Below are 26444 nucleotides of genomic sequence, written 5' to 3' on the forward strand. Positions count from 1 at the left end.
CTCAAGACGAGCCTCACCGACCCCTGACCGCCCCTCGCCTGCCTGCAAGGTGACTCGCTGCGGCTCGGCGTGCTCAAGACGAGCCTCACCGACCCCTGACCGCCCCTCGCCTGCCTGCAAAACGACCCGCCGCCCGCCGGGCTCAGAGCGACTCTCACCGACCTCGGATCGTCCCTCGCGTTCCTGCAAGACGCCTCGCTGCCCGCATTGCTCGAGACGAGCCTCGCCGACCCCGAACCGCTCCTCGCTCGCCTGCAAGGCGACCCACCGCCCGCTGGGCTCAAGGCGAGCCTCACCGACCCCGGACCGCCCCTCGCTCATGGCGAGCACAGGACCGTGGGCGGACGCCTCCTGCATGATCGATCGCTCACGCCGTCGACGCCCCGAGGACGACCGATCTGCCGCCGTCGCCGCGGCTTGTGAAGTGGCGCCCGCGGGCCCCGCCGATATACTCCCCACCTCGTGTCGATCCTCCGCAAGATCGCCCTCGGTCTCGTCCTCCTGGTCTTGATCGCCCTCGGCCTCGTCGCCTGGATGCTGCGCTCGCGCGCCGAGGAGATCCCCGACGAGTTGCCCGCGATCAACGTCGCCGAGGCCGACCCGCAGAAGCTCGTCATCCCCGGCGGCGGCGGCCTCAGCGACCTCGTGATCGCCGATCTCAAGGGCCGCACCGCCTACCTCATCGTCGAGGACCGCGAGAGCATGGGCGCGCGAGAGTCGTCGGCGATGAGCCGCGCCATGGCCCGCTGGGTCTATCCGGACACCGTGTCCGGTTTCGCCATCGGCGACGCCGAAGGCTTCGGCCTGCTCGCCTCGAAGATCGAGGAGTTCGTCGGGCCGATGCGGCCCGAGCTGCGGCTGCCGCTCTACATCGACTTCGAGGGCGCTGCCACCAAGACTTTCAAGTTGCCCAAGGGCCACGTCGGAGTCGTCGTCCTCGACCCGACCGGCGCCGTCGTCTACCGCCACAGCGGCAAGATGGAGCCCGCGGAGATCGAGAAGCTGCGCGAGCTGCTGGGAGCCAGTTTGCCCGCGCCCGCTCCCGCGCCCACCTTCAAGGTCGGCGAGCTCGACAACGCCGCCTGCGCCGGCCGCACCTGCGCGCTGGTCTTCCTCGGGGGCCCCGTCGCCCGCAAGGACATCCCCGGCGGCAAGCAAGGCTTCGACGGCGGCGCCGACGACAGCGTGAAGCAGTTCGCCAAGCCCGACGTGCGGCTGGCCGGCATCGTCGTCGACAGCGACGCGAAGCTCGACTCGGGCAAGGTCAGCGCCCAGCTCGTCGGCCAGGTCGACGGCGCCGAGCTCAAGCGTTGGAAGGCCACGCCGGACAGCGCGGAGGCCCGCGCGGCCTTCCAGATCCCCGCCGGCGAGGCCGCCCTCGTCGTCGTCGATCCGCAGGGCAACCTCGTCATGCGCGAGCTCGGTCGCGTGCCGATGTACAAGTTCGGCGTCCTGTCCGAGTTCATCGGCGTCGAACTCAGCGACCGCGACGAACCCTGATCGTCCATCGCGCAGGCGACACCCGCACAGCGCCGCGGACTCGCCCTCGCCGATCCCGCCGGCTCGCGGCTCTGCCGCCGAGACCCACCACGAAGCCGGGCCGCTCAGCAGAGCGCCGCGAGGCCCTCGAGATCGACGAGCACGACCGTACGCCCGAGCAGGTTGACGAGGTTGCGCTTGCGGAAGCTCGCCAGCGCCAAGGAAATCGTCTCGCGCGTCGACCCGATCAGGTTGGCCATTTCTTGGTGCGTGATCTTGAGGTCGACCTTGATCCCGTCGTCCGTCTCGTGCCCGTACTCGCGGCCGAGCTCGAGCAGGAGGGCCGCCAACTTGGCGTGGACGTCGCGGAACACGAAGTGCTCGAGCCTGGTCTCCGCGCTGCGGCGACGCTGTGCCAGCACCTCGGCGAAGCGAAACGCCAGCACCGGATCGGCGAAGATGAGGTCCCGCAGGGGCTCTCGCGGCAACAGCGCCACGATCGCGTTCTTCATCGCCTCCGCCATCTCCTCGCGCGGCGCGCCCGCAAACACGCACAACTCGCCGAAGAACGCCCCAGGACCGTGATAATCGAGGGTCAGCTCCTTGCCGTCGCGGGAGACCTTGCTGCACTTGACCCGCCCGCCCTGCAGGAAGAACACGTGCTCCCCCGGATCGCCGGGCAGGTACACGATCTGTCGCCGACGGAATTCCTTGATCTCCACCACCGCAGCGAGCGCCCTCAGGTGCTCGCCGCCCACGCCATCCAGCAGCGGGATCTTGCGCAGGTACCAGAGCACACGGCGCTCGTCCCTGGGCGGAGCAGGCTCCTTGGCGGCTTGATGCATGCGCGCTCTCGCTACCTCCTAAACTACGAGGCTTTGCGGATCCGCGCAATCCGGGAAACGCTCCGCCACCAGCGGCCTGCGCTGCTACCCTGAACGTCCCCCCATGTCGATCGCCAGCGGGCTTCCGTCTCCCATCCGCAGAGTGCTTCAGGAGGGCGAGCTCGTCCTCGAGGCTCCGTTCACCCGCCGGATCTTCACCAACCGCGACCTCGCGTTCGACCAGATCGGCGTCATCGGTTTCGACATGGACTACACCCTCGCGCTCTACCGCCAGGAAGAGCTCGAGGCGCTGTCGATCCGCTGCACGCTCGACAAGCTCATCGCCCGCGGCTACCCCGAGGCGCTGCGCGACATGCAGGCCGACCCCGCGTTCGCCATCCGCGGCCTCGTGGTCGACAAGACGTACGGCAACATCATCAAGATGGACCGCCACGGCTACGTCGGGCGGGCGTATCACGGCAAGAACCTGCTGCCCAAGCCGACGCGCAAGGCCCTCTACCGCGCCCAGCGCCTCGGCACCGAGCGCGAGCGCTTCGCCCCCGTCGACACCCTGTTCGCGCTGCCCGAAGTCACGATGTACGCCGAGGTCGTCGATCGCATCGATCAGCGCCCCGACCTGTGGCCCTCGGGCCCGCCGACCTACGCGCAGGCGTGGAACGACGTCCGCGAATGCATCGACCAGGCCCACCAGGACGGCTCGCTCAAGGACCTGATCCAGGCCGACCTGCCGCGCTACTTCCAGCTCGACCTCGAACTCGGGCCGACGCTGCACAAGTTCCGCTCGGCCGGCAAACGCCTGTTCCTGCTCACCAACAGCCTCCTGCCCTACACGGAGTCGGTGCTCGGCTACGTCCTCGGCGGGCAAATGTCGGCGTACGCCACCTGGCGCGACTACTTCGACTGGGTCGTCGTCGGCGCCCGCAAACCCGAGTTCTTCACCGGCAACCAACCTTTCCAGGAGCTCGACGCCACCGCCAACCCGCTCGGACGGCCCACCGGCGAGCCGCGGCGCGGACGGATCTACAACGGCGGCAATCAGCTCGGGCTGCAAGCCGCCCTCGGCGTCCATCCCGACGAAGTGCTCTACGTCGGCGACCACATCTACGGCGACATCGTCCGCAGCAAGAAGAGCTCCGGCTGGCGCACGGCGCTGGTCGTCGAGGACCTCGAGCACGAGCTCGGCATCCGCCGCGATCGCCAGATCCCGCTCAAGGAGATCGAGCAGCTCTCGTCGCTCCGGATCTCGCTGGCCGACGAACTCTCGGCCCAGCGCTATCTGTCGCGCCTGCTCGCCCGCATGACCCCCGACGACCTGGTCCGCCAAGGGGTCGCTCTCGAGGCCGCGGAGAGCCTGCTGGCCGACACCCGGATCCAGGTCCGCCGCCGCTTCGATCGCCTGCGCAAGTACGAGGAAGAGATGGCCGCGACCCTCGAGCGCCGGATCGCCGACGTCGACGAGGCTTTCAACCCCTACTGGGGCTCCGTGTTCGCCGCCCGCCGCGACTCGAGCCGCTTCGGGGCCCAGGTCGAGAGCTACGCCTGCATCTACACCAGCCGCGTCACCAACTTCCGGTACGTGTCGCCGACCCGCTACTTCCACTCGCCGCACGGCTCGATGCCCCACTGGCACTCCTCCGCCAAGTGAGCGACGCTCGCAGGCATGAAGTCGTACCGCGAAGAGCTGTGGTTCCAGACCGACACCCGACGCGCCTACCTCAACATCACGGGGCAGGTCGAAGCCGCCGTGCGCAAGAGCGGGGTGCGTGAAGGGCTGTGCCTCGTCAACGCAATGCACATCACCGCGAGCGTGTACATCAACGACGACGAACCGGGCCTGCTGCAAGACTACGACGACTTCCTCGAGCGCCTGGCCCCGCACGCCCCCACCAGCCACTACCGTCACAATCGCACGGGCGAGGACAACGGCGACGCTCACATCAAGCGCCAGCTGATGGGCCGCGAGGTGGTCGTGGCCATCACCGACGGCAAGCTCGACTTCGGCCCCTGGGAGCAGATCTTCTACGCCGAATTCGACGGCCGCCGTCGCAAGCGAGCGCTGATCAAGATCATCGGCGAGTGAGGCCGCGGCGCCTCCACGGCCGCCGCGAAGCCCGACCCGCTCCCGTCTGACCGGCCGCGTACCGCCTGGCCGGCCGAGCGCGACAAGCCCGTGCGTCACGGGTGCCCCGTCCACAGCAACAGGTTGGCGACGCGGCGGCGGCCATGCCGTGAGCCCGCGGCCCTGGTCGCTCCTGTCACGAGCCCTGGCCCCGCCTCTTGCGAAGCGAATGGCGCTGCGTTGCGCCAGACATCGGTCCGCGTTGCCTCGACGGAACCTGTGAATCGCCCAGGTCACGACCCCAGAGTATCGCAGCGACCCCACCGCGCCAGTGCGTCGATTCGTGCGTCCTCACCAAATTCAGTTGGGTATACGCAATCACAGTAGCCGACCACCAAGCTCGATTGCGTCGATTAAATCATGGCCCCCCATATCGACATCGACTAGCTTCACCGCATGGCTCGCACTCGCCCCTCCCAGGAATGACCCATGCTCACGTCCCTCCCCTCGTTGCCAGGTTTTCGTCTGCAGGAATATCTCGGCTCCGGCCCTTCTGGTCACGTCTATCGCGCCCGGGACGAGCTGTATTCGCGCGATGTCGCCGTCAAACTGCTCGACTCCCGCCGCTGCACCCCGGCCGGATGGCCGCGCTCGCCGGCGGTCTCGCCATGACATGTCTCTGAGGTCATGTCATCCCCCAACTCCAGTGGGTGTCCCCCGTCGTCGCTGCCCAACCCCCGTTGGTCCCCCCCTCCGATCGCCCACCAGAGCCCTCCGCTGCCGTCTTCGCCAGTTGGCAAGCTCCCTGCAAAGGCCGCGGCATCAGGAGCCCCCGCGCATGACCGAGACCTGTCCTGCCTCGCCCTCGCCCGTCCACGTTCTCGCCGCCGCCATGACCACCGCAAGCGTCCTTCAGGACATGTCCCTTTCGACCTCCGAGCGCGTCGTCCAGCGCGTCGTGCTGCGCGTCGCCGCCGGTCCCGACGCCGGCCGCGTGTTCTCCCTCGATCTCGACGTCGCCGGTCGCCCGCTCCGCGGCGGCCGCAGCGAGCTGTGCGACCTCCACCTCCGCGATCCTCGGGTCAGCGACTTGCACTTCGAGCTCGCCCCGCAGCGTGGGGCGCTGGTGGTCCGCGACCTCGACAGCGCGACGGGGGTGCTCGTCGGCGACATGCGGGTGCGAGAGGCCTGGATGGCCCCGGGGGCAGGCTTTTCTATCGGCGCCACTCGTCTCGAACTCGTCGCACTCGAGCTGGTCGATGTGCCCCTGCCACCTTTCTGTCGCTTCGGCGACCTCGACGGCCATAGCCCGGCGATGCGGCTGCTGTTCCACGGCCTGGCCGAGTTGATGGCCCGGCCCGGACGCCTTCACGGGCTGTTCTCCGGCGAGGCCGGGACGGGCAAGGGCCTCGCCGCGCGCAGCCTCCATCTCGTGGGTCCCGACCGCGACACCGCCTTCGTCGTCGTCGACCTGCGTCGAGTCGCGGGCGAGCAGGTCGACGTCGAACTGTTCGGCACGGCCACGCGCCGCGGCCGCCTGGCAGAGGCCAGCGGCGGCACGTTGCTCCTGCAGGCGATCGACGAGCTCCCGCTGGCCAGCCAGTCGGCCCTCGCACGCGCCCTCGTGACCGCGCCCGTGCGGCTGCTGGCCACCACGCGGCGCGACCTGCAGCGCCTGGCCGCTGCCGATCTTTTCGACTGCGACCTATATTCGCGCCTCGGCTTTCACGTCGTGCTCACCCCGCTGCGCGAGCGCGGCCGCGACGTCGTCCTCCTCGCCGAGCGGCTCCTGGCCCGCCTGAGCGTCGACGGCCGCAGCCGCACCCTGGCGGCCGAGGCCGTCGCCGCCATGCGCGAGTACTCGTGGCCGGGCAACGTGCGCGAGCTCGAGTTCGTGGTCGAGCGCGCCCGACTGGCCGCGGAAGGCCCGACCATCGAGCGCGCCGACCTCGGCCTCGGCCGCGACCTCGATCCGAACCTGGCCCGGGTCGCCGCCCTCATGCGCAGCACCCACGACGAGGCCGTCGCCGGCTTCGAGACCCTCTACTTCCGCCATCAACTATGCGCCCACCGCACGAAGATCGCGGCGGCTCGCGCGGCCGGGATGACCGGCGAGGGCTTCCGCCTGGCGTGCCGCCGCGTGCGCGTGTTCTGAGTCCCACTGTCATGCCCGACGCGACCCACATGACGATCGACGTCTCGCGCGAGCGATCGCCGCGCCGTCCGATCAACTGCGTCGAAACGGCCGCACGAGCTGGGCCAGGTAGCGGCGCGGCCACGGCTCCGTCAGGCCGAGCAGGTAGGTCTCCGGCCCGCGAGGACGGTGATATGTCCCGAAGAGCAGGTCGAGATAGGGCGCCAGATTGGCGAAGTTGTGCCGCGTTCGCTCGACCCGCGCGTGGTGCCAGTGATGCAGCTCCGGGGCCCCGAGCACCAGCCCCAGCGGTCCCAGCGGCAGCTGCACGTTCGCGTGGATCAAGATCGCCCACAGCCCACGGAACATCGCCAGCCCCCCCAGCGCCGCGAACGGCAGGCCGAGCGCGATGCCCGGCAGATTCACGCACAGCTGGGTCAGGACGCCGTCGACCGGGTGCTCGCGGTGCGCCGCCAGCCAATCGAGCTCCTCGGCGCTATGGTGCACCGCGTGGAACCGCCACAGCGGCCCCCACGAATGGCACGCGCGGTGAAACCAGTAGGTCAGCAGATCGCCGAGCACCAGCGCCAGTACCACCTGTATCCACAGCGGCAGCTCCATCGACCATGTCCGGAGGGACAGGGGCCAGACCCCGACGAGCGCATAGTCGACCCACGTCAGCGCCGTCACGGCCACCGCCGAGAACACCAGATACTGGCCGAGGAAGAACGCCGCGTCGATCGCCAGCTCCCGCCGCAGCACCGCCTGCTGCGGTCTGGCGGGGAACATCCGCTCCAGCGGCCCGTAGATCGCCGCCATCACGGCCGCGCTGGCGGCCGTGGCCAGGAGCAGGTCGATCACTGCGGCGCCGCCTGCTGCGGCTGCGGCGCCTGCTGCTGGACTGCGGGCTCTCGAGCAGGCTCGACCAGCGGCTCCGGATGGATCGCCGGCCCCGCTTTCGAGGCCGGGAAGTAATTCTTGCCGACCTCGAGGGTCCTCGGCTCGACATTGTTGGCCGCGTTGCCCGGGTTCGCCGCTGCCGGTTGCGGGGCGGGGTTCGGGGCGCTCGCGGCCTGCGCCTGGCTGGCTGCGGGCTCGGCCTCCGGGGTCTTCTTGGTGGCCTCGGCCGCGGGTTGCTGCACCTGGCTGGCCGGCTGCGGGGGCGGGGAGGCGTGCCCGTCACAGCCAGTGACCCCGCCCGCCCGCAAGATCAGGACCGCGGCCAGGCCGGTCGACGACATCACCACTGCCGCCCGCAACAGGCGCCGGCCGAGGCTCGTTTCGTGAGAGTCGTGGTGCTGCATCCCCTCGACCGTCGCACACTCGCGGCCGCCTGTCTCGCCGCGTGCCGCCCCCAGGCCCCGGGCAGCCTCGCGCCGGCCTCAGTGTCTCTGCCTCGCCAGCGCCGGCGACAGCGCCACGGCGAGCGGCCGCGTCATCCGCTCGACGTGGGCGGGGCTGATCGGCGACTCGCCGAACGGGACGAACGGCTCGGCCAACAGCCCGCGATTCAGCTCGACGCACAGCACCTGGCCGGGATAGGCGCGCGCGTACTGGTAGCCCATCGTCGCGGGGTGGAGCTTGTACGTCGCGTTCTCGCGCGCGTCGACGTTGATGGCGGCAAAGGCCGCCCGCACCGCTCCGACCAGCTCCGGCGACGACCACATCGTGCCCTCCCCGTCGGCGCAGATCAGGTCGACCGCCGGTCGCTCGGGCCAGGTCTCGTAGAGCGCCGGCTCATAGGCGCGGCGCAACGCCTTCACGATCTCACCGTCGATACGGTCGATACCGACCGACCGCGGCGCGTACGAATGCAGCTGCAAGGCCAACCCGCCAGTACCGCAAAGACGGCGATAGGCCCGCTCGGTGAGCGCGTGGTAGCTGGCGTGCAGCTCGGCGAGCAGCGCCTGGTCCGCCGGCTCTTCGATGTACGCGGCGACCGCCGGCGTCAGCCCGTCGACCACGGCCCCGCGCTGCGAGCCCTCGACCACGCGGTTGCAATCGATGAAGGTCCGCGGCACCAGGCAGCGCAGAATCAGCGTACCGAAGCCCTCGGCCGCCAGCGCCTCGCCCAACCACTGTGCACATTCGGGGGTGCCGATGTCGGTATTGACATAGAAGAACGCCTCGAGGTTGTCGGGCAGCGTCCCCGTCAGCCGCGCCCGCGTCGCCTCGTAATCGGCGGTCCGCGTAGCCCCGTGCGGCAGCTCGACCAAAAGCGTCGGTGCACCCGCCCGCGGCGGCGTATAAGCGACCTCGCAGACGCCCGGGACGGCGACGAAATCCTCGAATTCGGTCGGCATCGCGCAGCAGCTTGCCAACCCGGTCCGGGGCTGTCGACCGGCTCCGCTGATGCAGACTCACGCCGGCACCAGTTGACGCGTCAGCAGCGCCTCGATCCCGGCCCCGCGGACGAAGTCGCGGCACATCACCCGGACCTCGGCGGCGCTGTAGCGGAACACGCCGCGCTCGGAGAGCTCGCGGATCCGCCGGCGCTCCCGCCAGGAGATCTGGCCGTCGAGCAGGAACCCGATCACGATCAGCAGGACCGCCGCCCGCCGCAGCCGCTCCGGCGCCACGGCCAGGCGCGCCAGGTAGTCGTCGAGCGACCCCTGCTCCGGCTGCACCGCGATCGCGTAGCGCTCGATGAGCGCCTTCGTCAGCGCGAAGTGGTTCTGATGGAAGTCGCGCTTGCTGACGGCGATGAACCGAAACGTGTCGTACAGCAGCGCCTTATCCTCGGCGCTCTGCGCCAGATCTGCGGGCAGGCGCACGCACAGGTGTTCGATCAGCTTCTGGCCCATGATGATCACCTTGGCCTCGTGCAGCACGGAATGCGTGCTCCAGGCGTTGATCGCCATGTAGATCGGCATGCCGGCGAAGTCGAGCACCTCGCGCACGGCGAACCGCCCGAGCAGCCGCTGGACCGCGTACCGGAGGATCTTGCTGCCGAGCCAGCCCTTCAGCCGCAAGAGCAGGTTGACGAGGAACAGCAGCCACGGGTTGACGCCGAGGAACGGATCGATGCCGTACTGCAGGAGCCCGCGGTGCTTGTTCTCGAGGCCGATGTCGATGAGCGTGCCCGCGACCTCGGCCTTGTTGTGCGGCCCGAGCAGCCCGGTCGCCGCCGCGATCTCGTGCACCCCCCACAGGTTGAGCAGCACCAGCGCGTAGATCTCGATCACCATGAGGAGCAGGCCCCACAGCGTCTCGGCCCACGGGAGCGCGACCTCGCTGCCGAACAGCGTCACGGAGACCGACGGAAACAGCTCCGGCGCGCTATACACCGGCATGAAGTACAGCAGGAAGCCGACCACGCTCATCGCCGCCGCGCCGGCGACGGCGCCGCGATGGGTGCGGCGGACGGCGCCGAGCTCCGCGTCGCTGAGCAGGTGCAGCTGACCATCGCTTGGGCTCGTGCGCACGGGCAGACGGTCGAAGAATCGGCGGAACAGCGCGCTCATGACGTCCGTCCTCGATTATCACGGCGCGGCGGCGGTTCGCTACCGCGTCACTCCGGCGCGCGGACGCAACCATCGCGCAGCCTCGCTCGCCTCGCCGGCCACCACGCAGGCGCGCAGCACCGCGAGCACTCGGGCGGGTTCGCAGCCGCACAGCCCGGAGGCCCAGGCCGGGTTGGCCTCCGCGACGGCCCAGCCGCGGTCCTCGATCGCGCCCACGTCGATCACCACCCGCCGGCGGCAGCTCGACCGCATCGCCACATGACCCGAAGGACAGATCAACTAGTCCGGGCGCCGGCCCGACCTGTCCGCGAGCACCTGGGCGCACAGCACCAGCAGGGCCAGCGGCGCGCTCGCGGCCAGCGTCGGCCACCACACCCCGCGCGCCAGCTCGCTGCCGCTGCGCGCCAGCAGCTTCCCCCAGCTCGGCAGCTCCGGTGCGCTCGCGCCGAGGTACGCCAGCAGCGCCTCGACCTTGACCGCGTGGGCGAACAGCACCACCAGCGCCGACAGCAGCACCGGCCGCAGCGCCGGGATCACGTGCCAGCCGATCTGGTGCAGCGTGCCCGCGCCCATCGCCTGGGCCGCGCGGTAGAAGTCGGCGGCCCGCAGCCGCTGACCCTCCGCGCGGGCGGCCCGGAACACCCCCGTCCACTGCGTCGCCGCGATCGCCACCACCACCGTCGCCACACCTGGCCCGAGCGCCAGGGCCATCGCCAGCAGCGCGACCACCGGCGGCACGGCTGCGAACGCGTCGGTGGCCCCCGACAGCAGCCGGTCGGTCCACCCGCCGCGCAGCCCCGCCCAGGCCCCCAGCGCCCCGCCGACCGCCACCGCGCCCACCGCTCCGCCGACCCCCGCCACCAGCGACACCCGCGCTCCCTGTACCACCTGGGCCAGCAGATCGTAGCCGAGCGCGTCGGTGCCCAGCCATGCATCTGTCCCCGGGGACATGTACGGTCGACCCACCGGCACGTCCCACGCCTGCGCCCACAGCCCCGCGGCCGCCCCCACCGCCAGCACCGCGAACCCGCCGAGGCCGAACAGCGCCAGCCGACCCGCGCGCCCGAGCCCCGACCTCACGCGCCGCCTCCGCCCATACGTCCATGTCCTTCTGGACATGTCCTGCAGGACAACCTCATGCGATGCCCCCCGAGCGCCCGTCCCACGCCGCGTCCTGCCGCCTGCTACCAGCCGAGCCCCTCGACCGCGGCGCCTTCATCTGTCCCCGAGGACATCCGAAACACCGCGCCCCTGCCTCCACCCCGCGACTCACGCCACGTCCCTCCGGCGGACACGCGGGTCGACCAGCCACACCACCCCGTCGCACAGCGCCTGGCCGGCGATGGTCACCGCGGCGGTGGCGACCGCGATCGCCTGCACGAGCGCCGCGTCGGCCTCGTGGATGGCGGCGACCAGCAGCGCGCCGAGCCCGGAGATGTTGAACAGCTCCTCGATCACCACGCTGCCGACGACCACGTGCGACAGTCGCTGGCCGATCCGCGCGACGATCGGGCCGACCGCGGCGCGCAACACGTGCCGCTCCACCCGCCGCTCCGGCACGCCCCGCCCGCGCAGGCCGTCGAGGTGCGGCGCCGCCAGCTCGCGCTCGAACACCGCGCGGTAGTGGCGCACGTCGGGCCCCCACTGCAGCAGCGCCCACACCAGCGCCGGCAGCATCACGTACGCCAGCGGGCTCGCGCCGCCGGCGAGCGGCCAGCCGAGCACCGGGAACCAGCCGAGGCGGTGGGCCAGCACGTGCTGCGCCAGGACCACCACGATCACGCTCGACGTACTGATCACCGCCGTCGACAGCGCGAGCAGGGCGCGGTCGGCCCGTCGTCGCCGCGCGGCCGCCAGCCCGCCGAACACCGCCGCCGCCGTCCCGAGCAGCCAGCCGGGCAGCGCGTAGGCCAGCGTCGGCCCCAGCGCCTGCAGCATCAAAGGCCCCGCCGGCCCGCCGCGCACCTGGCTGACGCCGAAGTCGAACGTCATGGCCCGTACGACATGTTCCAAAAGACGTGTCCCGAAGGACCTGTCGAGCCCCATCGCCGCGCGCAGGGCCTCGCGCGCCTCCTGGCTGGCGCCGCGGCCGAGGCGCAGCGCGGCCGGGTCGGCCAGCCACTCGAAGGTCACGAACACCAGCGCGGCCACCAGCGCCAGCGAGGCCGCCGCGACCACCAGGCGCCGCAGCACGGCCGGCCAGGGGATCGAGGCGCGCCGCGAGGACATGGCCTTTCAGACAGGTCGCAACGCGAACGCGGCCTCGATGCGGTAGGCCGAGCCGCGGTGCGTCTGCGTGCTCGAGAACAGCAGCACGCGCTCGACCGGGAACAGCTCGGTGCGCATCAGCGAGTGCTCGGTCAGGTAGACCATCACGTCGTCGAGCTCGCAGTCGCCGACGCGGGCGATCGTCACGTGCGGGATGAGCTTGCGCGGGTCGGGCGGCACGTCGGGGACCTTGCGCAGGCAGGCGTCGACCTTCTGGCGCAGCGCGAGCACCGGGCCCGGGTCGGCGATCCCGGCCCACACCGACGTCGGCAGGCCGCGCGGCGGGAACATGCCCATGCCCTTGAGGCCGAGCATGAACGACGGGCTGTCGAGCTCCTGCAGCGCGTCGACGATCTCGCGGTGGACCCGGCCGTCGACCTCGCCGATGAAGCGCAGGGTGAGGTGGAACTTGTCGCTGCCCTCCCAGCGGGCCTCGGGCAGGCCGTAGCACATCATTTCGAGGTGGTCGTCGACCCCGGGCGGCAGATCGATCCCGATGAACAGGCGCGGCACGCGGCGACTATAGCGCGAACCGCCGCGCCGCGCTCACGGCGCTTCCGGCGGCGGCTCGTGCGTCGGCCGCCCGCGGGCCAGCTTGCGCTGCAGGCTGCGGCGGTGCATCCCCAGCCGCCGCGCCGCCTCGGACACGTTGCCGTTGCAGTCGGTGAGGACTTGCTGGAGGTGCTCCCACTCGAGCTCGTCGAGCGGCTTGGCCGCGTGCGGGCTCGGCGGCTCGACGATGGTCGGCTCGACGCGCTCGAACGCCCGCAGGATCTCGTCGGGCTCGGCCGGCTTGGTCAAGTAGTACGTGGCCCCGAGCTTGATCGCCTCGATCGCCGAGGCGATGCTGCCGAACCCGGTCAGCACGACGATCGCCATGGTCGGGTCGAGCTTCCGCAGCGCCGCCACCAGCTCGAGGCCGCCGCGGCCCGGCATGCGCAGGTCGACCACCGCGCGGTCGGGGGCCCACGCCTCCGCCTCGGACATGGCGTCGTCGAAGTTGTGGGCCACGATCGCGGCGCAGCCGCGGCGGCGCAACGAGCCGGCCAGGGCGGCGCAGAACGGCTTGTCGTCGTCGACCACGAGCACCGTGCTGTGGTTGTCTGCTGCCTCCGACATCACGCGCTCCTCCGCCGCAAGCATCCCGCGCCGGTGACGTCGCGGCAAGTCTGCGAGCGCGCGGCCTCAGCCGCCGCGACCGTCGGTCGCACCCTCGCGCAGGGCCTCGCGCAGCGGGAAGCGGACGGTCGTCGTGGTCCCGCGGCCGTGCTCCGACTCGAGCTCGATCGTCCCCCCGAGCTTGCGCAGGTGGGCCCGCGCCAGAAACAGCCCCAGACCCATCCCCTTGCCCTCCGGCTTGGTCGAGAAGAACGGGTCGAACGCGGCCGCGACCGCCTCCGGCGGCATGCCCACCCCGTCGTCGCGCACCCGCAGCAGCGCCTGGTCCGCCGCCACGTCGATCGCCACCCGCACCCCCGTACTGCCCGGTTTGGCGCGGCAGGCGTCGACCGCGTTGGTGCCGACGGCACGCACGATCTGCAGCACCACTTCTTGCGGCTGCGTCGTCGTCGCCGCCGCCCCGGCCGCCGACATCTCGATCGTCACCTCGCCGCCGAGCGAGCGCAGCGCCTCCCCGAGCTCGGCCAGCGGCCACGCCTCGGCCGAAGCCGCCAGGCTGCCGACGCGCAGCTCGGGCGACGACATCTGCTGCAGGATGTGTTTGCAGCGCGCCAGCTCGTGGCGGATCGTCTGCATCGCCTCGCTCTGCTCGCGCGGCTCCATCACCGGCAGGTCGGTCACCAGCACGCCGATGGTCGCCAGCGGCGAGCCCAGCTCGTGGGCCGCGCCCGCGGCCAGGGTCCCGAGCGCCGCCAGCTGGCGGTCCTGTTGGGCAGTCATGCGCAGCCGCTCGAGCTCGGCGCGCTGACGCGCCAGCGACAGGGCGATGCGGTGCACGAAGTAGATCACGAACGCGGCCGAGATGCCGAACGCCACCCACATGCCGCGGATGTGGCCGAGGAAGTGCTCTTCGTGGCCGGGCGGGCCGACCGGCGCCGGCCCGAGCACGAACAGGCTGGCGAACCCGAGCAAGCACGCCCCGCCGATCGCCCACGCCCAGCCCGGCGACAGCTGGATCGCCAGCGTCATCGGCACGAAGTACATGCTCGTGAACGCGTTCGAAACTCCGCCCGACAGCGCCAGCAGGGCCGTCAGCGCCGCGGTGTCGAGCAGCAGGTGCGTGCCCGCGAGAGACATCGTCGCCCGCCCGCGGGCCAGCACTCGCCGCGACACCCACAAGTTGGCGACCGCCATCAGCACCACGACGATGCTGGTCCCGATCGGCTCCGGCGGCGGCGGGAACCACGACACGATCTGGCGGAACAGCGTCGGCCGGACCGCCTGCAGCGTCCAGCCGAGCGCGATGAGCCCCAGCATCACCCAGCGGGCCACCACGAACAGCCGCAGGGTGATCTGGACCGAGCTCGTGAGCCGTTGCATCGCGCGACCATGCCACAAAAGTCGCGCCGAGGTCGGTCGCGCGCGGGCTTGCGACCGCCGGTCGCGCCGGTGTGCTACCGTCGCGCCATGCGTCGCGCCGCCCTAGCCTGTCTTGTTTGTCTCGCCGCCTGCCCGCACCCTTCCGGCCCCGAGAACACCTGGGAGATCGTCGAGAAGGGCCTGCCCGGCGCTCTGATGAGCGTGTGGGGCAGCGCCATCGACGATGTCTGGGTCGTCGGCGCCGACGCCGGCGACGGCCCGGCCATCAAGCACTGGGACGGCATCGCCTGGACCGAGCTCGACGCCGGCAGCCCCGGGCACCTGTGGTGGGTCAGCGGTCTGGACGACGGCGTATGGATGTCGGGCGACGGCGGGCGGATCCTCCGATATGTCCGCAAGGACATGTCCTTCAAGACATGGACAGCGCCCTCGCCCGAGCGCCTCTACGGTGTGTTCCCGCTGGCCGACACCGACGTGTGGTCGTGCGGCAGCAACGAACAGAACACCGCCGGCGTGATCTGGCACTATGACGGCGTCGCCTGGGCTGCGCCCGCGGACCTCACCCCCGAGCTGATGGCCGGCTTCGCCTGTTTCAAGGTCTGGGGATCGGGTCCCGACGATCTGTGGTTCGTCGGCTACGGCGGGGTCGTCCTCCGCTACAAGGGCGGCACCTGGAGCCGCATCGAGCTCCCCTCCGACCGACCGCTGTTCACCGTCCACGGCGACGGCGGCGAGGTCTACGCCGTCGGTGGGGCCGTCTCGGGCTACATCGTCGAGCTCGGCGACGAGGTCCGCGACGTCACGCCCAAGGGAGAAGTCCCGCAGTTCGCGGGGATCTACGCGGGCGATTTCGACACGGTCGCGGTCGGGCTCGAGGGCGCGGTCTGGCAGCGCAGGGATGACGGGGCCTGGACCGCGATCGAGGCTGCCCCGACCACGCCGCTGGAGTACCATGCCGTCTACGTCGACCCCGACGGCGGGATCTGGGCCGTGGGCGGCCGCATCTACACCGGCAACCTGAGCGACGGACTGCTCACCCATTACGGCGCTCCGCTCCCCCAGTGAATGCTTACACCCCTCTCTTAGCCCAAAGCATCGGTACCTCGAGATGACACGCAGCCAACCCCTCCTCTCGCTCCTCGCAGTCGTCGCCCTCGCGTCCGCATGTGACAGCGACGGTCCCCCGCCCTGCCCGACCACCGCCGGCACGATCTGCACCTGGGCCGGCAACGGCGAGGCCGGCTTCAACGGCGACGACGAGCCGCTGTCGGAGGCCCGGTTCTACTGGCCGATCGACGTCACGATCACCCGGGGCGGCCAGTTCTACATCCTCGACTGGAACAACCATCAGGTGCGCCTGTTGACCGAGGAGGGCACGCTGAAGACGGTGCTGGGCACCGACTTCGTCGGCGACGGCCCGTTCGACCTGTCCGACCTGATGCAGCCGGGCACGGCCGGCACCAACATCAACCTCAACCATCCGACGCAGATGCTCGAGGAGGCCAGCGGCACCCTGCTGCTGATCTCGTGGCACAACCACAAGATCCGCCGCTACGACCCGAAGACCGGCAAGGCCTACGTGATGTGCGGGCGCGGGGCCGGCTACGCGGGCGACGGCGGCCCGATCGACGACCCCGACGCGCGGCTCAACCAGCCCTCGGGGGGCGTGCTCGACGAGGACGGCAACCTCTACCTGCTCGATCAGCGCAACCAGCGGATCCGCCTGCTCTCGGCCGATGGTTCGCTGCTCAGCACCGTCGCCGGCTCCGGCGAGATGGGCTACGACGGCGACGGCGGCGCGCCGATGGCGGCCAAGTTCCACTTCCCGCCCGGCAGCAACCCGCCGCCGGCCGGCACCCTGGCGCGCGACGCCGAGGGTCGGCTCTACATCGCCGACACCCTGAACCACGCGATCCGCCGCATCGACTTCGCCGCCGACACCATCGAGACGGTGGCCGGCACCGGCGAGGCCGGCTACGGCGGCGACGACGGCCCCGGCCCCGCGGCGAAGCTCAACAACCCCCGCGACATCGAGTTCGGCCCCGACGGCCGCCTCTACATCGCCGACGAGCTCAACCACCGCGTCCGCGCCCTCGACGTCGAGTCGGGCGTCATCACCACCGTGGCCGGCAACGGCCGCGCCGAGTTCAGCGGCGACCGCGGCCCCGCCGTCGACGCCAGCCTCAACCGCCCGACCGGCGTCGCCTTCGACGCCGAAGGCACCCTCTACATCAGCGACAGCCACAACCACCGCGTCCGCACCGTGGTCCTCGGCAAGTAACTTAAGCACAGGAACTTAAAGCCATGTCCATCAAGACCACCGCCACCCTGCTCTCGCTCGCGGCCCTCGGCTTCGCGGCGAGCTCCGCCTGCGACCGCGGCGACGAGCGCTGCCTGCCCGGCCCGGGCAAGATCTGCACCTTCCTCGGCACCGGCGAGGCCGGCCTCGGCGACGACGGCCTCGACCGCGAGGACACCCAGCTCTACCTCCCGCAGGACCTCACCTTCGCGGCCGACGGCCGGCCCTACGTGCTCGACTGGAACAACCACCGCATCATCGCGGTCGAGGCCGACGACACCGTGGTGCAGGTGGTCGGCACCGGCGAGCTGGGCGACGCGCCCGACGGCGACGCGCTGAAGACCAACCTCAATCACCCGACCCATCTGAGCAACTCGCCCGACGGCAAGCTCATCATCTCCGCCTGGCACAACTCGAAGATCATCGAGTACGACACTAAGGCCGGCACGCTGACGACGATCTGCGGCAACGGCATGCGCAGCTACGGCGGCGACGGCGGCCCGGCCAAGGACGCGATCCTCGACTTGCCGGTGGCCACCGCCTTCGACGCCGCGGGCAACATGTACATCACCGACCAGGCGAACCAGCGGATCCGCAAGGTCGGGGTCGACAAGGTCATCGACACCTTCGTCGGCAACGGCATGGCCGGCTTCAGCGGCGACGAGGGTCCGGCCGCGGGGGCCCAGATCAAGCTGCCGGGCGGGCAATCGGCGCCGCCGGCCGGGCGCCTGGCGATCGACGGCGCGGGCAACATCTACCTCGCCGACTCCGGCAACAACCGGATCCGCAAGATCGACCCCGAGGGCGTGATCAGCACCTACGCCGGCAACGGCGATCCGACCTTCGGCGGCGACGGCGGCCCGGCGCTCGCGGCCTCGCTGTCGCGCCCCAGCGACATCGACCTCGACCCCGACGGCAACCTCTACATCGCCGACACCGACAACTCCTGCGTGCGCAAGGTCGACACCAAGGGCGTCATCACCACGGTCGCCGGCCAGTGCGGCAGCCCTGGCTACGGCGGCGACGGCGGCCGGGCGGCGGCGGCCTTGCTCGACCGCCCGTACGGCGTCGAGTTCGAGGACGGCCTCCTCTACATCGCCGACACCCACAATCACCGGATCCGCGTCGTCGGCCTCGAGTGATGCCTGTCCTTCGGGACATCCTCACCCGGGCAGCGCCGACCACGGCGCTGCTGGGCGCCCTCGCGTGGACGCCGACGACCCGGGCCGGCAACGTCGGCCTGCCGCGCACGCCCGTCCAGCACAAGGACGAGGTCTGCCTGACCCGGGTCGACCGCAGCGTCGACCCGGTCGTGCACCTCGAGTACACGATCCCCTCGGTCGACATCTGCCTCACGCCCGACGAGCCGGCCGACAGCCGCACCCACCAGTTCGTCGCCTTCTGCCGCGACGCCCCGCCGGAGTCGATCCCCCACTGGCTGAGCCTGGCCGACGTCCAGGCCAACATCGACTCCGGCTACTTCGACCCGGCCGAGCTGAAGCCGAACCAGATCGTCGAGGACACCGACTACTTCGCCGATTGCTGGTTTCCGATCACCACCGCCGCCGAGCGCCGGCCGATCACCTGCGAGGCCGCGCGACCGGGCGTCGACTGGGACACCTCCGCCCTCGCGCCCGGCGCCTACTTCGTCGCCGGTTACACCTACGAGCCCACCCTCAACGACTGGACGCCGCGCCGCGGGGTGTTCCGCGTGCACGACGGTGACCTCGCCGCCGCCCCGCCGGCCGCGGCGATCTTCACCCACACGGTCGACGTGTGGTACGGCGACCCGGTGCGGCTGGCCGCGTGCGTCGACGCGATGCCCGGCTCGACCTGGCGGCTCGAGTTCGCCGAGATGCCCGACGAGCCCCGGCTCGAGCTCGACTGGCAGACCCTGCTCCCGGTCGCGCCGGTCGAGTCCACCGACTTCGACATCGAGTTCGTGCTCGACGACGCCCACGCCGACGTCCGCCTGCACGTGCGCCTGGTCGTCGAGGACCCGGAGGGCCGCACGACCATCGCCCACATGCCCACCCCGGGCACCGTGCTGATGCGCAAGCAGACCGGCGTGACCGGCAGCGGCGGCGACGAGCCGAACGACTTCGACTTCTGCCGCGACAACCCGGCCGCCGACAAGCTGCCGGATTGCGGCCAGCCGAGCGAACCCGAGACGTCGGGCGAGACCCCCGAGGACCCGGCCGACGGCTGCGCCTGCAGCTCCACGCCCAGCCCCGGCCCGGGTTCGCTGATGGCGCTCGTCCTCCTCGCGTGCGGTCGTCGCCGCTGTCGCTGGGCATAGAGCGCTGAATGTGGCGTTGCCGAGCCGGCGCCGGACGAGCACGAACATCCAGGGTCAGACCGACCGTCACGTCAGGGGAAGCTGACGTCCACGCTGATGCTGACGGTGGCGTCGTTGCCGAGCGGCGGATCGGCGTAGCTCTTGCCGTCGTCGTCCGTCGCCGTACCGCTGACCCGGTCGATATGCGTGAGGACGAACGCGCCGGTCAGCGGATCGAACACGGGCGACGCGACGATTCGACCGACGAACGAGCAGCTGTACGAGCCATTGGGAGCGATCGTCGCCGGCAGCGTTCCGGCGCCCCCGCTGGCGATCGGCACGCCGCAGGTCGTGCTGACCACTTGCTCGAAGCCGCCGCCGGCGGCGTGCGCCGCGGTGATGCTGCCGAACTTGTTGTCCACGAGGGTGTTCAGCGTCAGGACGTCGCCCACGGTGGTCGGATTGTTGACGATCACGTTGAAGCGCACGTCCATCTGGGTGACCACGTTCGTCACCGCCACCGCGTCCTTGAGCAGGTTCGGATTGGCCGGAGTGTCCTCGTACGTGACCTCCGCGTCATCATCGCCGCACGCGGGATCGCCGTTCACATCGACGCCGCAGACCTCGACGAGGTCGATGACCGAATCGCCGGAATCACCAGGGGGCATCGCCACGGTGAAGCTGCACACGTACGGATTGTTGACGGTCGTGGGATCGGCGTCGGGGACATTGCCCGCCTGGATCTTCACCTTGGCGCAGGTCGTGGAGACGATATCGTCGTGGCCTGCAGTGGTGATGTCGCCGTAGACGCTGTCGAGCAAGGACGTCAGCGTGATCGCGGTGACCTGCGCGTCGTTGTGCACTTCGACCGTGTAGGTCACCTGCCCGCCCTGCTCCGGGACCGTCAGTGGAGACGCGGTCTTCTTCACCGTGATCCCCGGCGGCTCGGTGAACACGTCGATATCCAGGACGCCGCAGTTGCACTTCGACGGCGACCCGGGATAGGCGTCCCACTGGGCGGCCGTGGTAAACACGGTCGTGTCGCAGAGAGTGTCCGCTCCGGGCTGTCGCCAGGTCGTACAGAACGGTAGATTGACCCCGTCGCCCTCGGGGTCGTTACACCTGGCGGTGATCGTCTGGGAGAACACCTGCGGGGTCGCCTCGCTGGTGATGTCACCGCAGATATCTCCCGAATTGGCTTGCCCGTCTTTCGGGCTCAGGATGAACGTCGACGAATTGGCGGCGGTGAGCACGTTGGCCTCGCATACGCCCGTCAGCGCCAGGTCGCCGTTGGGGTCGCCGTCGACGGAGACGTAGAGGCCGAGGTCCACCCGCTCCTGGGCGGTCAGCGGCATGGCGTAGTCGGCAGTGAAGGTGAAGTCCTGCCCGGAGACGCAGGTCAGCTGTCCCTGCGCGTTCGGATTCTGACAGCCATCGCCGTCCGGGTCCTGAGGACCACCGGGGGCCACATGCACGCAGATCTTCGACACCGACGAGAGGGTCACGTCATTGGCGGAACAGGTCAGCTTCTGCTTGTTCCCGTGTGCATTCCACACCTCTTGCATGCAAGCATCGGCGTACACCGGCCTCGCCCCCAGGAGCAACGCCCCCGCACCGATGATGGCCATCGACATGCCGGTGACCCACCGGGGCAAACCACATCGAATCGTCATTGTCATGTCGCTCGATCCTTTCATTCGTCCATGCAGGCCGCTCCGACTTCGTCGTCCGCGTGAATCACGACCTCGTGCCAGCAGACCTCGCAGCCGAGCAGCGTACGGGCACAAGCATGGCTCAGGTTGTACCGGAGGCCGTGAGCGCGATGATGGAGAACACGGGTTGACTGCATCCTGCGAGGGTGTCGCACAACGCCGTCCCGGGCGGCTTCGCGAACGATCCGCGGGCATTCTCATCTTCCACGACCGCTCGTCGCTGTCTCTGTGCGCCCTTGCTCATTCGCGGCCGCTGCGTCTCGGACGAGCCGGCAGCATGTCTCGCGGGCCATGTCCTCTCCGTCAGGAGCCGTCGGTCATCACACCCGCCGGCTCGGCCGAGCCCCCGCTCGCGCTGCGGGATCACGATCCGTGACAGCGCGAGACTGACAGCGAGATCGAGCAGACGACGGCGTCCGCCCGGCCCCGGCGACGGCGGCGCCGATCGGTCTCGTACCCGCGTTCCGGACCGCTCTCGCGGCCCGCAGGCAGGCGGGTCCCCCGCCGCGCGAATCATCGACCATGCCGACGGGTACCAGGTCCTGCCGCGTCCGCTGGCGCTCTCGAATGCAGGCCGGTCATCACCTGCTCGCGCACGACTCTCGACCGCACCCGCTCCATACCTCGCGAACGACCGGCAGTCCTTCGCGTGATCCGGGCGAGGCGTCGCGGCGCTGTGCGCCGATTCGCATCCTCGCCCGGAGCTACCCGCCGCTCACCCCCCGAAGCGGCCGAGCCATTCGGATGTCCTATTAAACATGTCCTCGACGCCAGGTGCCACGAACAGCTGCGGCTGCAGGTCGGCGGGCGAGTACTCGGTCGCAGCGATCGCGTCGAGGTCGAACGCGCGGTGCTCGGTGTGCAGCACCCCGCGCTCGATCTCCTCGACCGACGACAGCAGGCCGGCGCCGAACGCTCGCACCTCGCCGGCGTCGCGGACCAGGCCGAACTCGAGCGTGAACCAGTACACGCGCTCGATCGCCGACAGCTCCGCCTCGCTCGCGCGCAGGGCCGCGCGGCCGAAGCTGCGACTCAGGGCGGCCACGCGCGGGTCGGCGAGGCTCGCCGCGTGGCCGACCAGCTCGTGGATCACGTCGGGCTCGGGCGTGTACCACGGGCGGCTGGCGTGGCGGATGTACTGCGTCGACAAGAAGGTATCGGCGGCCAGGGCGGCCAGGAATTCGCGGGCGCCGATCAGCCCCGCGACGGGTCGCAGGCGCATGCCCGAGGCCGCGCGCAGGCGCGCCGACACGCCGGCGAGCTGGGGGATGTGGCCGGTCGCCAGCGGGAAGCGCCCCAGCATCGCCTGCACCTCGCGGGCGGCGAAGCGGCGGTGCAGCGGCGCCAGGGCGGTCGTCACGGTCCGCCACACCGCGTGCTCGGCGGCGGTATACGGCGCGTCGGGGATGGCGCCATCGCCCGCGTAGCTGTCGGCGATCCGCGCGATCTGGTCGCGCCGGGCGCGGTACGAGCGGTCGTGGAAGCCGGGGTGGTCGGGATCGAGGTCGACGTTGAACATATTGGCCTGCTGGGGGTTTGGGGGACTCCCGCGGCAGGCCGTTCGCACACGACGAAAGGGGCCTGCCCTCCGCGGGCGGCCCCTCGTTGGCGCGACGAGGTGCTACGCCCGCGCGCCGTAATAGCGATAACCACCCACGAGGGCGGCATCGATACGGGTCACGAGGGCGAGGCTCACGACGATCAGTCTGCCGCGGGGCGGCGACGCGGTCAACCGGCGCCTGCGCCGCCGCGTCGCCCGCGTCACGATCAGGCGCCGAGGCCGGCCAGGGCGTCGTGGAGCCGCTCGAGGAGCAGGCCGAACGCGAACCACACCGGCGCGTAGTCGAGCCGCACCAGCCCGTGGACGTGCCAGCGCGCGTAGCTGTAGTCCCACGGGCAGCGGCCGGACGCGGCGCGGAGCAGGCGGCCGAACGCGTACTCGACCGCGAAGATGGCCGCGGTCCACAGCGCGCCGCGGACCGGCCACGGGAGGTGGCGGATCCACTCGTGACATGGCTCGAAGGCCAGGCCGCCCATTCCGTACAGCGGGAACATCCACAGGTAGGTGTGACCGGCCAGCTTCCACCGCTCGGGCGGCGTCATCTTGACGCGCACGCGCGGGTCGAGCGGATCCTTGCGGGTGCCGCTGACCAGCTCGTACGCGGCGGTCCATACGATCTCGGCCGCCCAGCCGATCACCCCGTAGACGAGGAATCGCAGCAGCACCTAGCGCGCCCCCACGGCGACGATGACGATCAGCGACCCGACGTCCTTGCCCTTGGCGACCTTGGCGATCCCGACCCCGACCGCCCCCGCGACCGGCTCGGACCACAGCTGGAAGCCGTCGAGCGAGGCGAAGCTCGGCGCCAGCACGCGGTGGGTCTCGACGCGGGCGAAGCGGTGCTGCTCGAGCATCGCGTCGTACTGCTTGGTCACGCGGCTCTCGTTGCCGGCGGCGATGCCGTCGGCGAACGCCTGCGCCGCCTCCGACAGGCCGCGGTGCCAGGCGATCGCGGCCAGGCCCTTCTGGTCGCGCAGGGCGTCGACGCGGTCGCGCAGCGCCTTGGGCATGTCGGACGTCGGCGCGTCGGCGCCGACCTTCGAGTAGTAGTTCTGCGTCAGCAGGATCGGTCGCGGCGCGTCCTTGGCCTCGGTCTCGGGCGGGGCGATGACCACGCCGATGCCGACGTGCGTCACGTCGGTGGCGAGGATGTTGACGCGGTGGCCGGGGCTCTGCATGAGGCCCTGATGGATGGCCCACGGCCCGTAGCCGCGGGCCACGTTCTCGCGCACCACCGCCGACTTCACCCCGGCGCGGCCGAAGCGGTCGTCGACGTCGCCGGTGCTCGGCGAGGTGTGGCCGACGAACCCGCTGCGCAGCATGTCCTCGCTGTGGGCCTGGGCGATCGCCGCCGCCTGGTTGTCCCACTGCAGGAGCGGCAGCCCCTGGCGCGCGCGCGTGTCGTTGAGCGCCGCGAAGTTGGCGCGCGCGACCTCGCCGGCGTCGACGCTGGCATCCATCTGCTCGACCTCGACGCGCAGCGCCCCCGGCGGGTCCTCGCCGCAGTACAGCGGGAAGTTGGCCACGACCTCGGGCCCGTATGTCCCTTCGGCCAGGACCTCGACCTGGTAGGCCCCGCCCCCGCGCTCGCACGAGAACTGGCCGACGAACTCGCCGCGCGAGATCTTGGCCGGGATCGGCGTCCACCGGCCCTGCGGGTCGAACACCTCGAACGACGGGCTGTGCCGCTTGCCCAGCAGGCGCCCGCGGATCTCCGCGCGCCCGTTCGCCGGCAGCGTCTTGGCCATCGGCTCGATCGCCGCCCCGCGCTCCGTCAGCGCCACCACCAGCCGCGTCGTCCCGTCGGGCAGCGTCGACACCCCGGCCCCGAAGTACACCCCGCCGCGCGTCAGCTGGCGCACCGACTCGCGCGCCGCCTTCGCCAGCATCGCGATCGCCTCGCGGCAGCTCGCGCTGACCTGATCGCCGCACGGCGCCCCGTCGGGCGGCAGCTCCGAGATCGCCAGCCGCGGCGGCGGGTCGTACAGGCCGACCCACGAGGTGATGCCGGTGATCAGCGCCCCCGGCACGTTGGTGCGGTCGGGCGCGGTGCGGGCCAGCTCGCGGGCGGCCCGCGACAGCCCGGGGTCGTGCCGCAGCCCCGCGCCGCCGACCGCCTCCATCAGCGCCGACTCGGCCGCGCTCAGCTTCTGCTCGACCGGCGTGCCGTAGCGCGGGGTCGCGGCGGTCGACAGCCGCACGTCCTCGACCGCGACGGAGATCCCGCGCACCCGCGGGGCCGAGGTGGCGCCGTCGGCCAGCACGCCGCCGGCCCCGCCGCTCCCGCCGCTCCCGCCGCCGGACGAGCCGGCGCAACCTGTCTGTACGAACATGCTCGCAAGGACAAGTCCCAACGCACATGTCTTCAAGTTCAGCATCGTCCCCTCACTCGAGCCGCAGCACCGCCGCGTTGTCCCAGGCGTGGAAGTCGGGCGCGCGGGTCGGGCTGAGCGACAGGCCGACGGCCCGCTTGCGCCCGACCCGCTCGAGCCGGAACGCGTTGACCCGCAGCTGCATTCCCGCGCGCGGCGGGCAGGCCAGCTCGGTCTCGGCGCACAGCTCGTCCCAGGGGATCGCCACCTCGACGACGAAGCCGCGGTCGCGGTCGCGCGCGGCGTTCACCGTGCCGTCCGCCCGCACCGCCGTCTCCCAGCGCGAATCCCACGCCTCGTCGCCGGCGCGGTAGCGCGGGAAGCGGGCGTCGAAGGTCACCCCGCGCGCCGACACCTGGTACTCGAGATAGCGCCGGCCCTCGCCCGTGGCCGCGACGAACAGCTCGAACGCCTCCTGCTTGTACAGCGGGTCGTCCTGCTGCGCGTACTCGGTCCACAGGTCGTCGTCGGGCACGTCGGCGGCGGCGTACAGGAATTCGTCGTCCCAGGCGAACGCGACCCGCGTGCCGAGCTCCGGCGCCAGCGAGCCGAGCGAGCCCGCCTGCGCCGGCGCCCTGGCCGAGGGGTCGGGCTCGCCGTCGAGCGAGAGCGTCAGCGGCACGCCGGCCTGGGCGGTCCACGTCGGCTCGTCGAGCACGCCGTCGACCGCGATCGCGCTCGCCCGCGCCGCGGTGATCTGCAGCGGTCCGCCGGCCACTCGCACTGCCGCGAGGATCGCCGCGCCGTCGGCCCGCCGCGGCCCCGCGACCGCGACGTCGCCGACCAGCTCGGCCACGATCACCGCGTGGCTCGCGTGCCACGGCGACGCCAGCGGCAGCTCGACCGCCACCTCCTCGACCGGCCCCGCGAGCTCGACGAAGCGGTCGCGCGGGTCGTCGACCTGGCCCCTCGGCACGCTCGTCTGGCCGCGCGCTTCTTGCAGCCCCGCGATCTGCGGCGCCCGCAAACCGACCCGCAGCCGCGCGCCCGCGCCGATGCCCGTGGCCGTGAAGCGCACCTGGATCGCCTCGCCCGCATGCGCCTCGGCCGGCGCGATCTGCCGCGGCCCGATCGTCGCCCCGCCCGCGAACTTCACCTCGCCATCGAAGCGCTGCCCGCCCTGCGGGTCGGCGAAGTCGACCGCGCGCAGCACCGGCTCGGCCGGCGGCTCGGCCCGCTCCGCCGGCCCGCGCGGGTCGCCGCCGCAGCCCGACGCCGCGACGAGATGTCCGAAGAGACAGCTCGCCGCGAGGCCCGTCAGGCGCATGGGCGCTCACGAGACCACACCGGGTCCGCCTTGGCAAGGCGACCGCCGTGAACACGCCGGAGAGCGCGGAGCGCTTTCGCACAATCATCGCATGAACCGCTGCAGACCCGGCAAAAACCGGCGGCGCAGCCCGCGAATCGGGGCTCGACGCGCGCGCTCGCGGCGATCGGCGCGTCCGTCGCAACGCACATCATATGTCCGTAAGGA

The 26444-nt window shown here is 71.2% G+C and carries 25 protein-coding genes; 9 read left to right on the forward strand and 16 right to left on the reverse strand.

Features of this window, described 5'->3' with window-relative positions:
• The first annotated feature begins 462 nt into the window (after positions 1-462).
• Positions 463-1500, forward strand: coding sequence for a peroxiredoxin family protein (locus tag O0S08_RS38670; RefSeq protein ID WP_269034492.1), 1038 nt, complete (start codon positions 463-465; stop codon positions 1498-1500).
• A 104-nt stretch (positions 1501-1604) separates the two neighbouring features.
• Here the strand turns inward: O0S08_RS38670 and O0S08_RS38675 are convergent, their stop codons facing one another.
• Positions 1605-2324 (reverse strand): Crp/Fnr family transcriptional regulator, encoded by a 720-nt coding sequence (locus O0S08_RS38675; RefSeq protein WP_269034493.1) that lies wholly within the window; start codon positions 2322-2324, stop codon positions 1605-1607.
• Positions 2325-2427: 103 nt separating this feature from the next.
• Here O0S08_RS38675 and O0S08_RS38680 point away from each other — a divergent pair, with 103 nt between their 5' ends.
• From O0S08_RS38680 to O0S08_RS38695, 4 genes are all read left to right on the forward strand, one after another.
• Entirely contained in the window at positions 2428-3969 is a 1542-nt protein-coding gene (locus O0S08_RS38680) for an HAD-IG family 5'-nucleotidase (RefSeq protein ID WP_269034494.1), read from the forward strand.
• 15 nt (positions 3970-3984) lie between these two features.
• On the forward strand, positions 3985-4404 hold the full coding sequence (locus O0S08_RS38685; RefSeq protein ID WP_269034495.1) for a secondary thiamine-phosphate synthase enzyme YjbQ: 420 nt from the start codon (positions 3985-3987) through the stop codon (positions 4402-4404).
• Between the two features lie 468 nt (positions 4405-4872).
• Positions 4873-5055, forward strand: coding sequence for a hypothetical protein (locus tag O0S08_RS38690; RefSeq protein ID WP_269034496.1), 183 nt, complete (start codon positions 4873-4875; stop codon positions 5053-5055).
• A 220-nt stretch (positions 5056-5275) separates the two neighbouring features.
• Entirely contained in the window at positions 5276-6538 is a 1263-nt protein-coding gene (locus O0S08_RS38695; protein ID WP_269034497.1) for a sigma-54-dependent Fis family transcriptional regulator, read from the forward strand.
• Positions 6539-6610: 72 nt separating this feature from the next.
• Here O0S08_RS38695 and O0S08_RS38700 read toward each other — a convergent pair whose 3' ends face one another.
• The 10 genes from O0S08_RS38700 to O0S08_RS38745 all read right to left on the reverse strand — a co-directional run bounded on the left by O0S08_RS38700 (position 6611) and on the right by O0S08_RS38745 (position 14748).
• Positions 6611-7378: a sterol desaturase family protein gene (locus tag O0S08_RS38700; protein ID WP_269034498.1), complete on the reverse strand. Its 768-nt coding sequence runs from the start codon at positions 7376-7378 to the stop codon at positions 6611-6613.
• Positions 7375-7821: a hypothetical protein gene (locus tag O0S08_RS38705; protein ID WP_269034499.1), complete on the reverse strand. Its 447-nt coding sequence runs from the start codon at positions 7819-7821 to the stop codon at positions 7375-7377. The genes O0S08_RS38700 and O0S08_RS38705 overlap by 4 nt, the downstream gene beginning before the upstream one ends.
• A gap of 78 nt (positions 7822-7899) precedes the next feature.
• On the reverse strand, positions 7900-8820 hold the full coding sequence (locus O0S08_RS38710) for an N-formylglutamate amidohydrolase (RefSeq protein WP_269034500.1): 921 nt from the start codon (positions 8818-8820) through the stop codon (positions 7900-7902).
• 57 nt (positions 8821-8877) lie between these two features.
• Complete coding sequence (locus O0S08_RS38715) at positions 8878-9981, reverse strand: LBF_2804 family protein (RefSeq protein WP_443094081.1); 1104 nt, start codon at positions 9979-9981, stop codon at positions 8878-8880.
• A gap of 39 nt (positions 9982-10020) precedes the next feature.
• Complete coding sequence (locus O0S08_RS38720; protein WP_269034502.1) at positions 10021-10233, reverse strand: ATP-grasp domain-containing protein; 213 nt, start codon at positions 10231-10233, stop codon at positions 10021-10023.
• Between the two features lie 27 nt (positions 10234-10260).
• The gene (locus O0S08_RS38725; RefSeq protein WP_269034503.1) at positions 10261-11061 is read right to left on the reverse strand and encodes an ABC transporter permease; all 801 of its coding nucleotides are present in this window, start codon (positions 11059-11061) and stop codon (positions 10261-10263) included.
• A 189-nt stretch (positions 11062-11250) separates the two neighbouring features.
• Positions 11251-12210: an ABC transporter permease gene (locus O0S08_RS38730; protein ID WP_269034504.1), complete on the reverse strand. Its 960-nt coding sequence runs from the start codon at positions 12208-12210 to the stop codon at positions 11251-11253.
• A 6-nt stretch (positions 12211-12216) separates the two neighbouring features.
• Positions 12217-12762: an RNA 2',3'-cyclic phosphodiesterase gene (gene thpR / locus O0S08_RS38735; RefSeq protein WP_269034505.1), complete on the reverse strand. Its 546-nt coding sequence runs from the start codon at positions 12760-12762 to the stop codon at positions 12217-12219.
• Between the two features lie 33 nt (positions 12763-12795).
• On the reverse strand, positions 12796-13368 hold the full coding sequence (locus tag O0S08_RS38740) for a response regulator transcription factor (protein WP_269034506.1): 573 nt from the start codon (positions 13366-13368) through the stop codon (positions 12796-12798).
• A gap of 66 nt (positions 13369-13434) precedes the next feature.
• A complete protein-coding gene (locus tag O0S08_RS38745) occupies positions 13435-14748 on the reverse strand; it encodes a sensor histidine kinase (protein WP_269034507.1) in 1314 nt (437 codons plus the stop codon).
• A gap of 87 nt (positions 14749-14835) precedes the next feature.
• Between O0S08_RS38745 and O0S08_RS38750 the strand changes: the two genes are divergently transcribed.
• From O0S08_RS38750 to O0S08_RS38765, 4 genes are read left to right on the forward strand one after another with little or no spacing between them, the layout of a single operon-like run.
• Positions 14836-15813, forward strand: a complete 978-nt coding sequence (locus O0S08_RS38750) for a beta propeller repeat protein (RefSeq protein WP_269034508.1) — start codon at positions 14836-14838, stop codon at positions 15811-15813.
• A gap of 43 nt (positions 15814-15856) precedes the next feature.
• A complete protein-coding gene (locus tag O0S08_RS38755; RefSeq protein ID WP_269034509.1) occupies positions 15857-17029 on the forward strand; it encodes an NHL repeat-containing protein in 1173 nt (390 codons plus the stop codon).
• A 23-nt stretch (positions 17030-17052) separates the two neighbouring features.
• Complete coding sequence (locus tag O0S08_RS38760; RefSeq protein WP_269034510.1) at positions 17053-18189, forward strand: NHL domain-containing protein; 1137 nt, start codon at positions 17053-17055, stop codon at positions 18187-18189.
• Positions 18189-19346 (forward strand): hypothetical protein, encoded by a 1158-nt coding sequence (locus O0S08_RS38765; RefSeq protein ID WP_269034511.1) that lies wholly within the window; start codon positions 18189-18191, stop codon positions 19344-19346. Before O0S08_RS38760 ends, O0S08_RS38765 begins: the two co-directional genes overlap by 1 nt.
• 71 nt (positions 19347-19417) lie before the next feature.
• On the opposite strand, the gene O0S08_RS38770 is transcribed toward O0S08_RS38765, so the two are convergent.
• The 5 genes from O0S08_RS38770 to O0S08_RS38790 form a co-directional block, all read right to left on the reverse strand.
• Positions 19418-20980 carry a hypothetical protein gene (locus tag O0S08_RS38770; protein WP_269034512.1) on the reverse strand — a complete coding sequence of 521 codons (1563 nt, stop codon included), beginning with the start codon at positions 20978-20980 and terminating at the stop codon, positions 19418-19420.
• Between the two features lie 772 nt (positions 20981-21752).
• Positions 21753-22556, reverse strand: coding sequence for a hypothetical protein (locus O0S08_RS38775; RefSeq protein ID WP_269034513.1), 804 nt, complete (start codon positions 22554-22556; stop codon positions 21753-21755).
• Positions 22557-22804: 248 nt separating this feature from the next.
• On the reverse strand, positions 22805-23263 hold the full coding sequence (locus O0S08_RS38780) for a putative ABC transporter permease (RefSeq protein WP_269034514.1): 459 nt from the start codon (positions 23261-23263) through the stop codon (positions 22805-22807).
• A complete protein-coding gene (locus O0S08_RS38785; protein ID WP_269034515.1) occupies positions 23264-24976 on the reverse strand; it encodes a CAP domain-containing protein in 1713 nt (570 codons plus the stop codon).
• 7 nt (positions 24977-24983) lie between these two features.
• The gene (locus O0S08_RS38790; RefSeq protein ID WP_269034516.1) at positions 24984-26237 is read right to left on the reverse strand and encodes a carbohydrate-binding family 9-like protein; all 1254 of its coding nucleotides are present in this window, start codon (positions 26235-26237) and stop codon (positions 24984-24986) included.
• Positions 26238-26444 lie beyond the last annotated feature (207 nt).

Source organism: Nannocystis punicea (genome assembly GCF_026965555.1).
Taxonomy (GTDB): Bacteria; Myxococcota_A; Polyangia; order Nannocystales; family Nannocystaceae; genus Nannocystis; species Nannocystis punicea.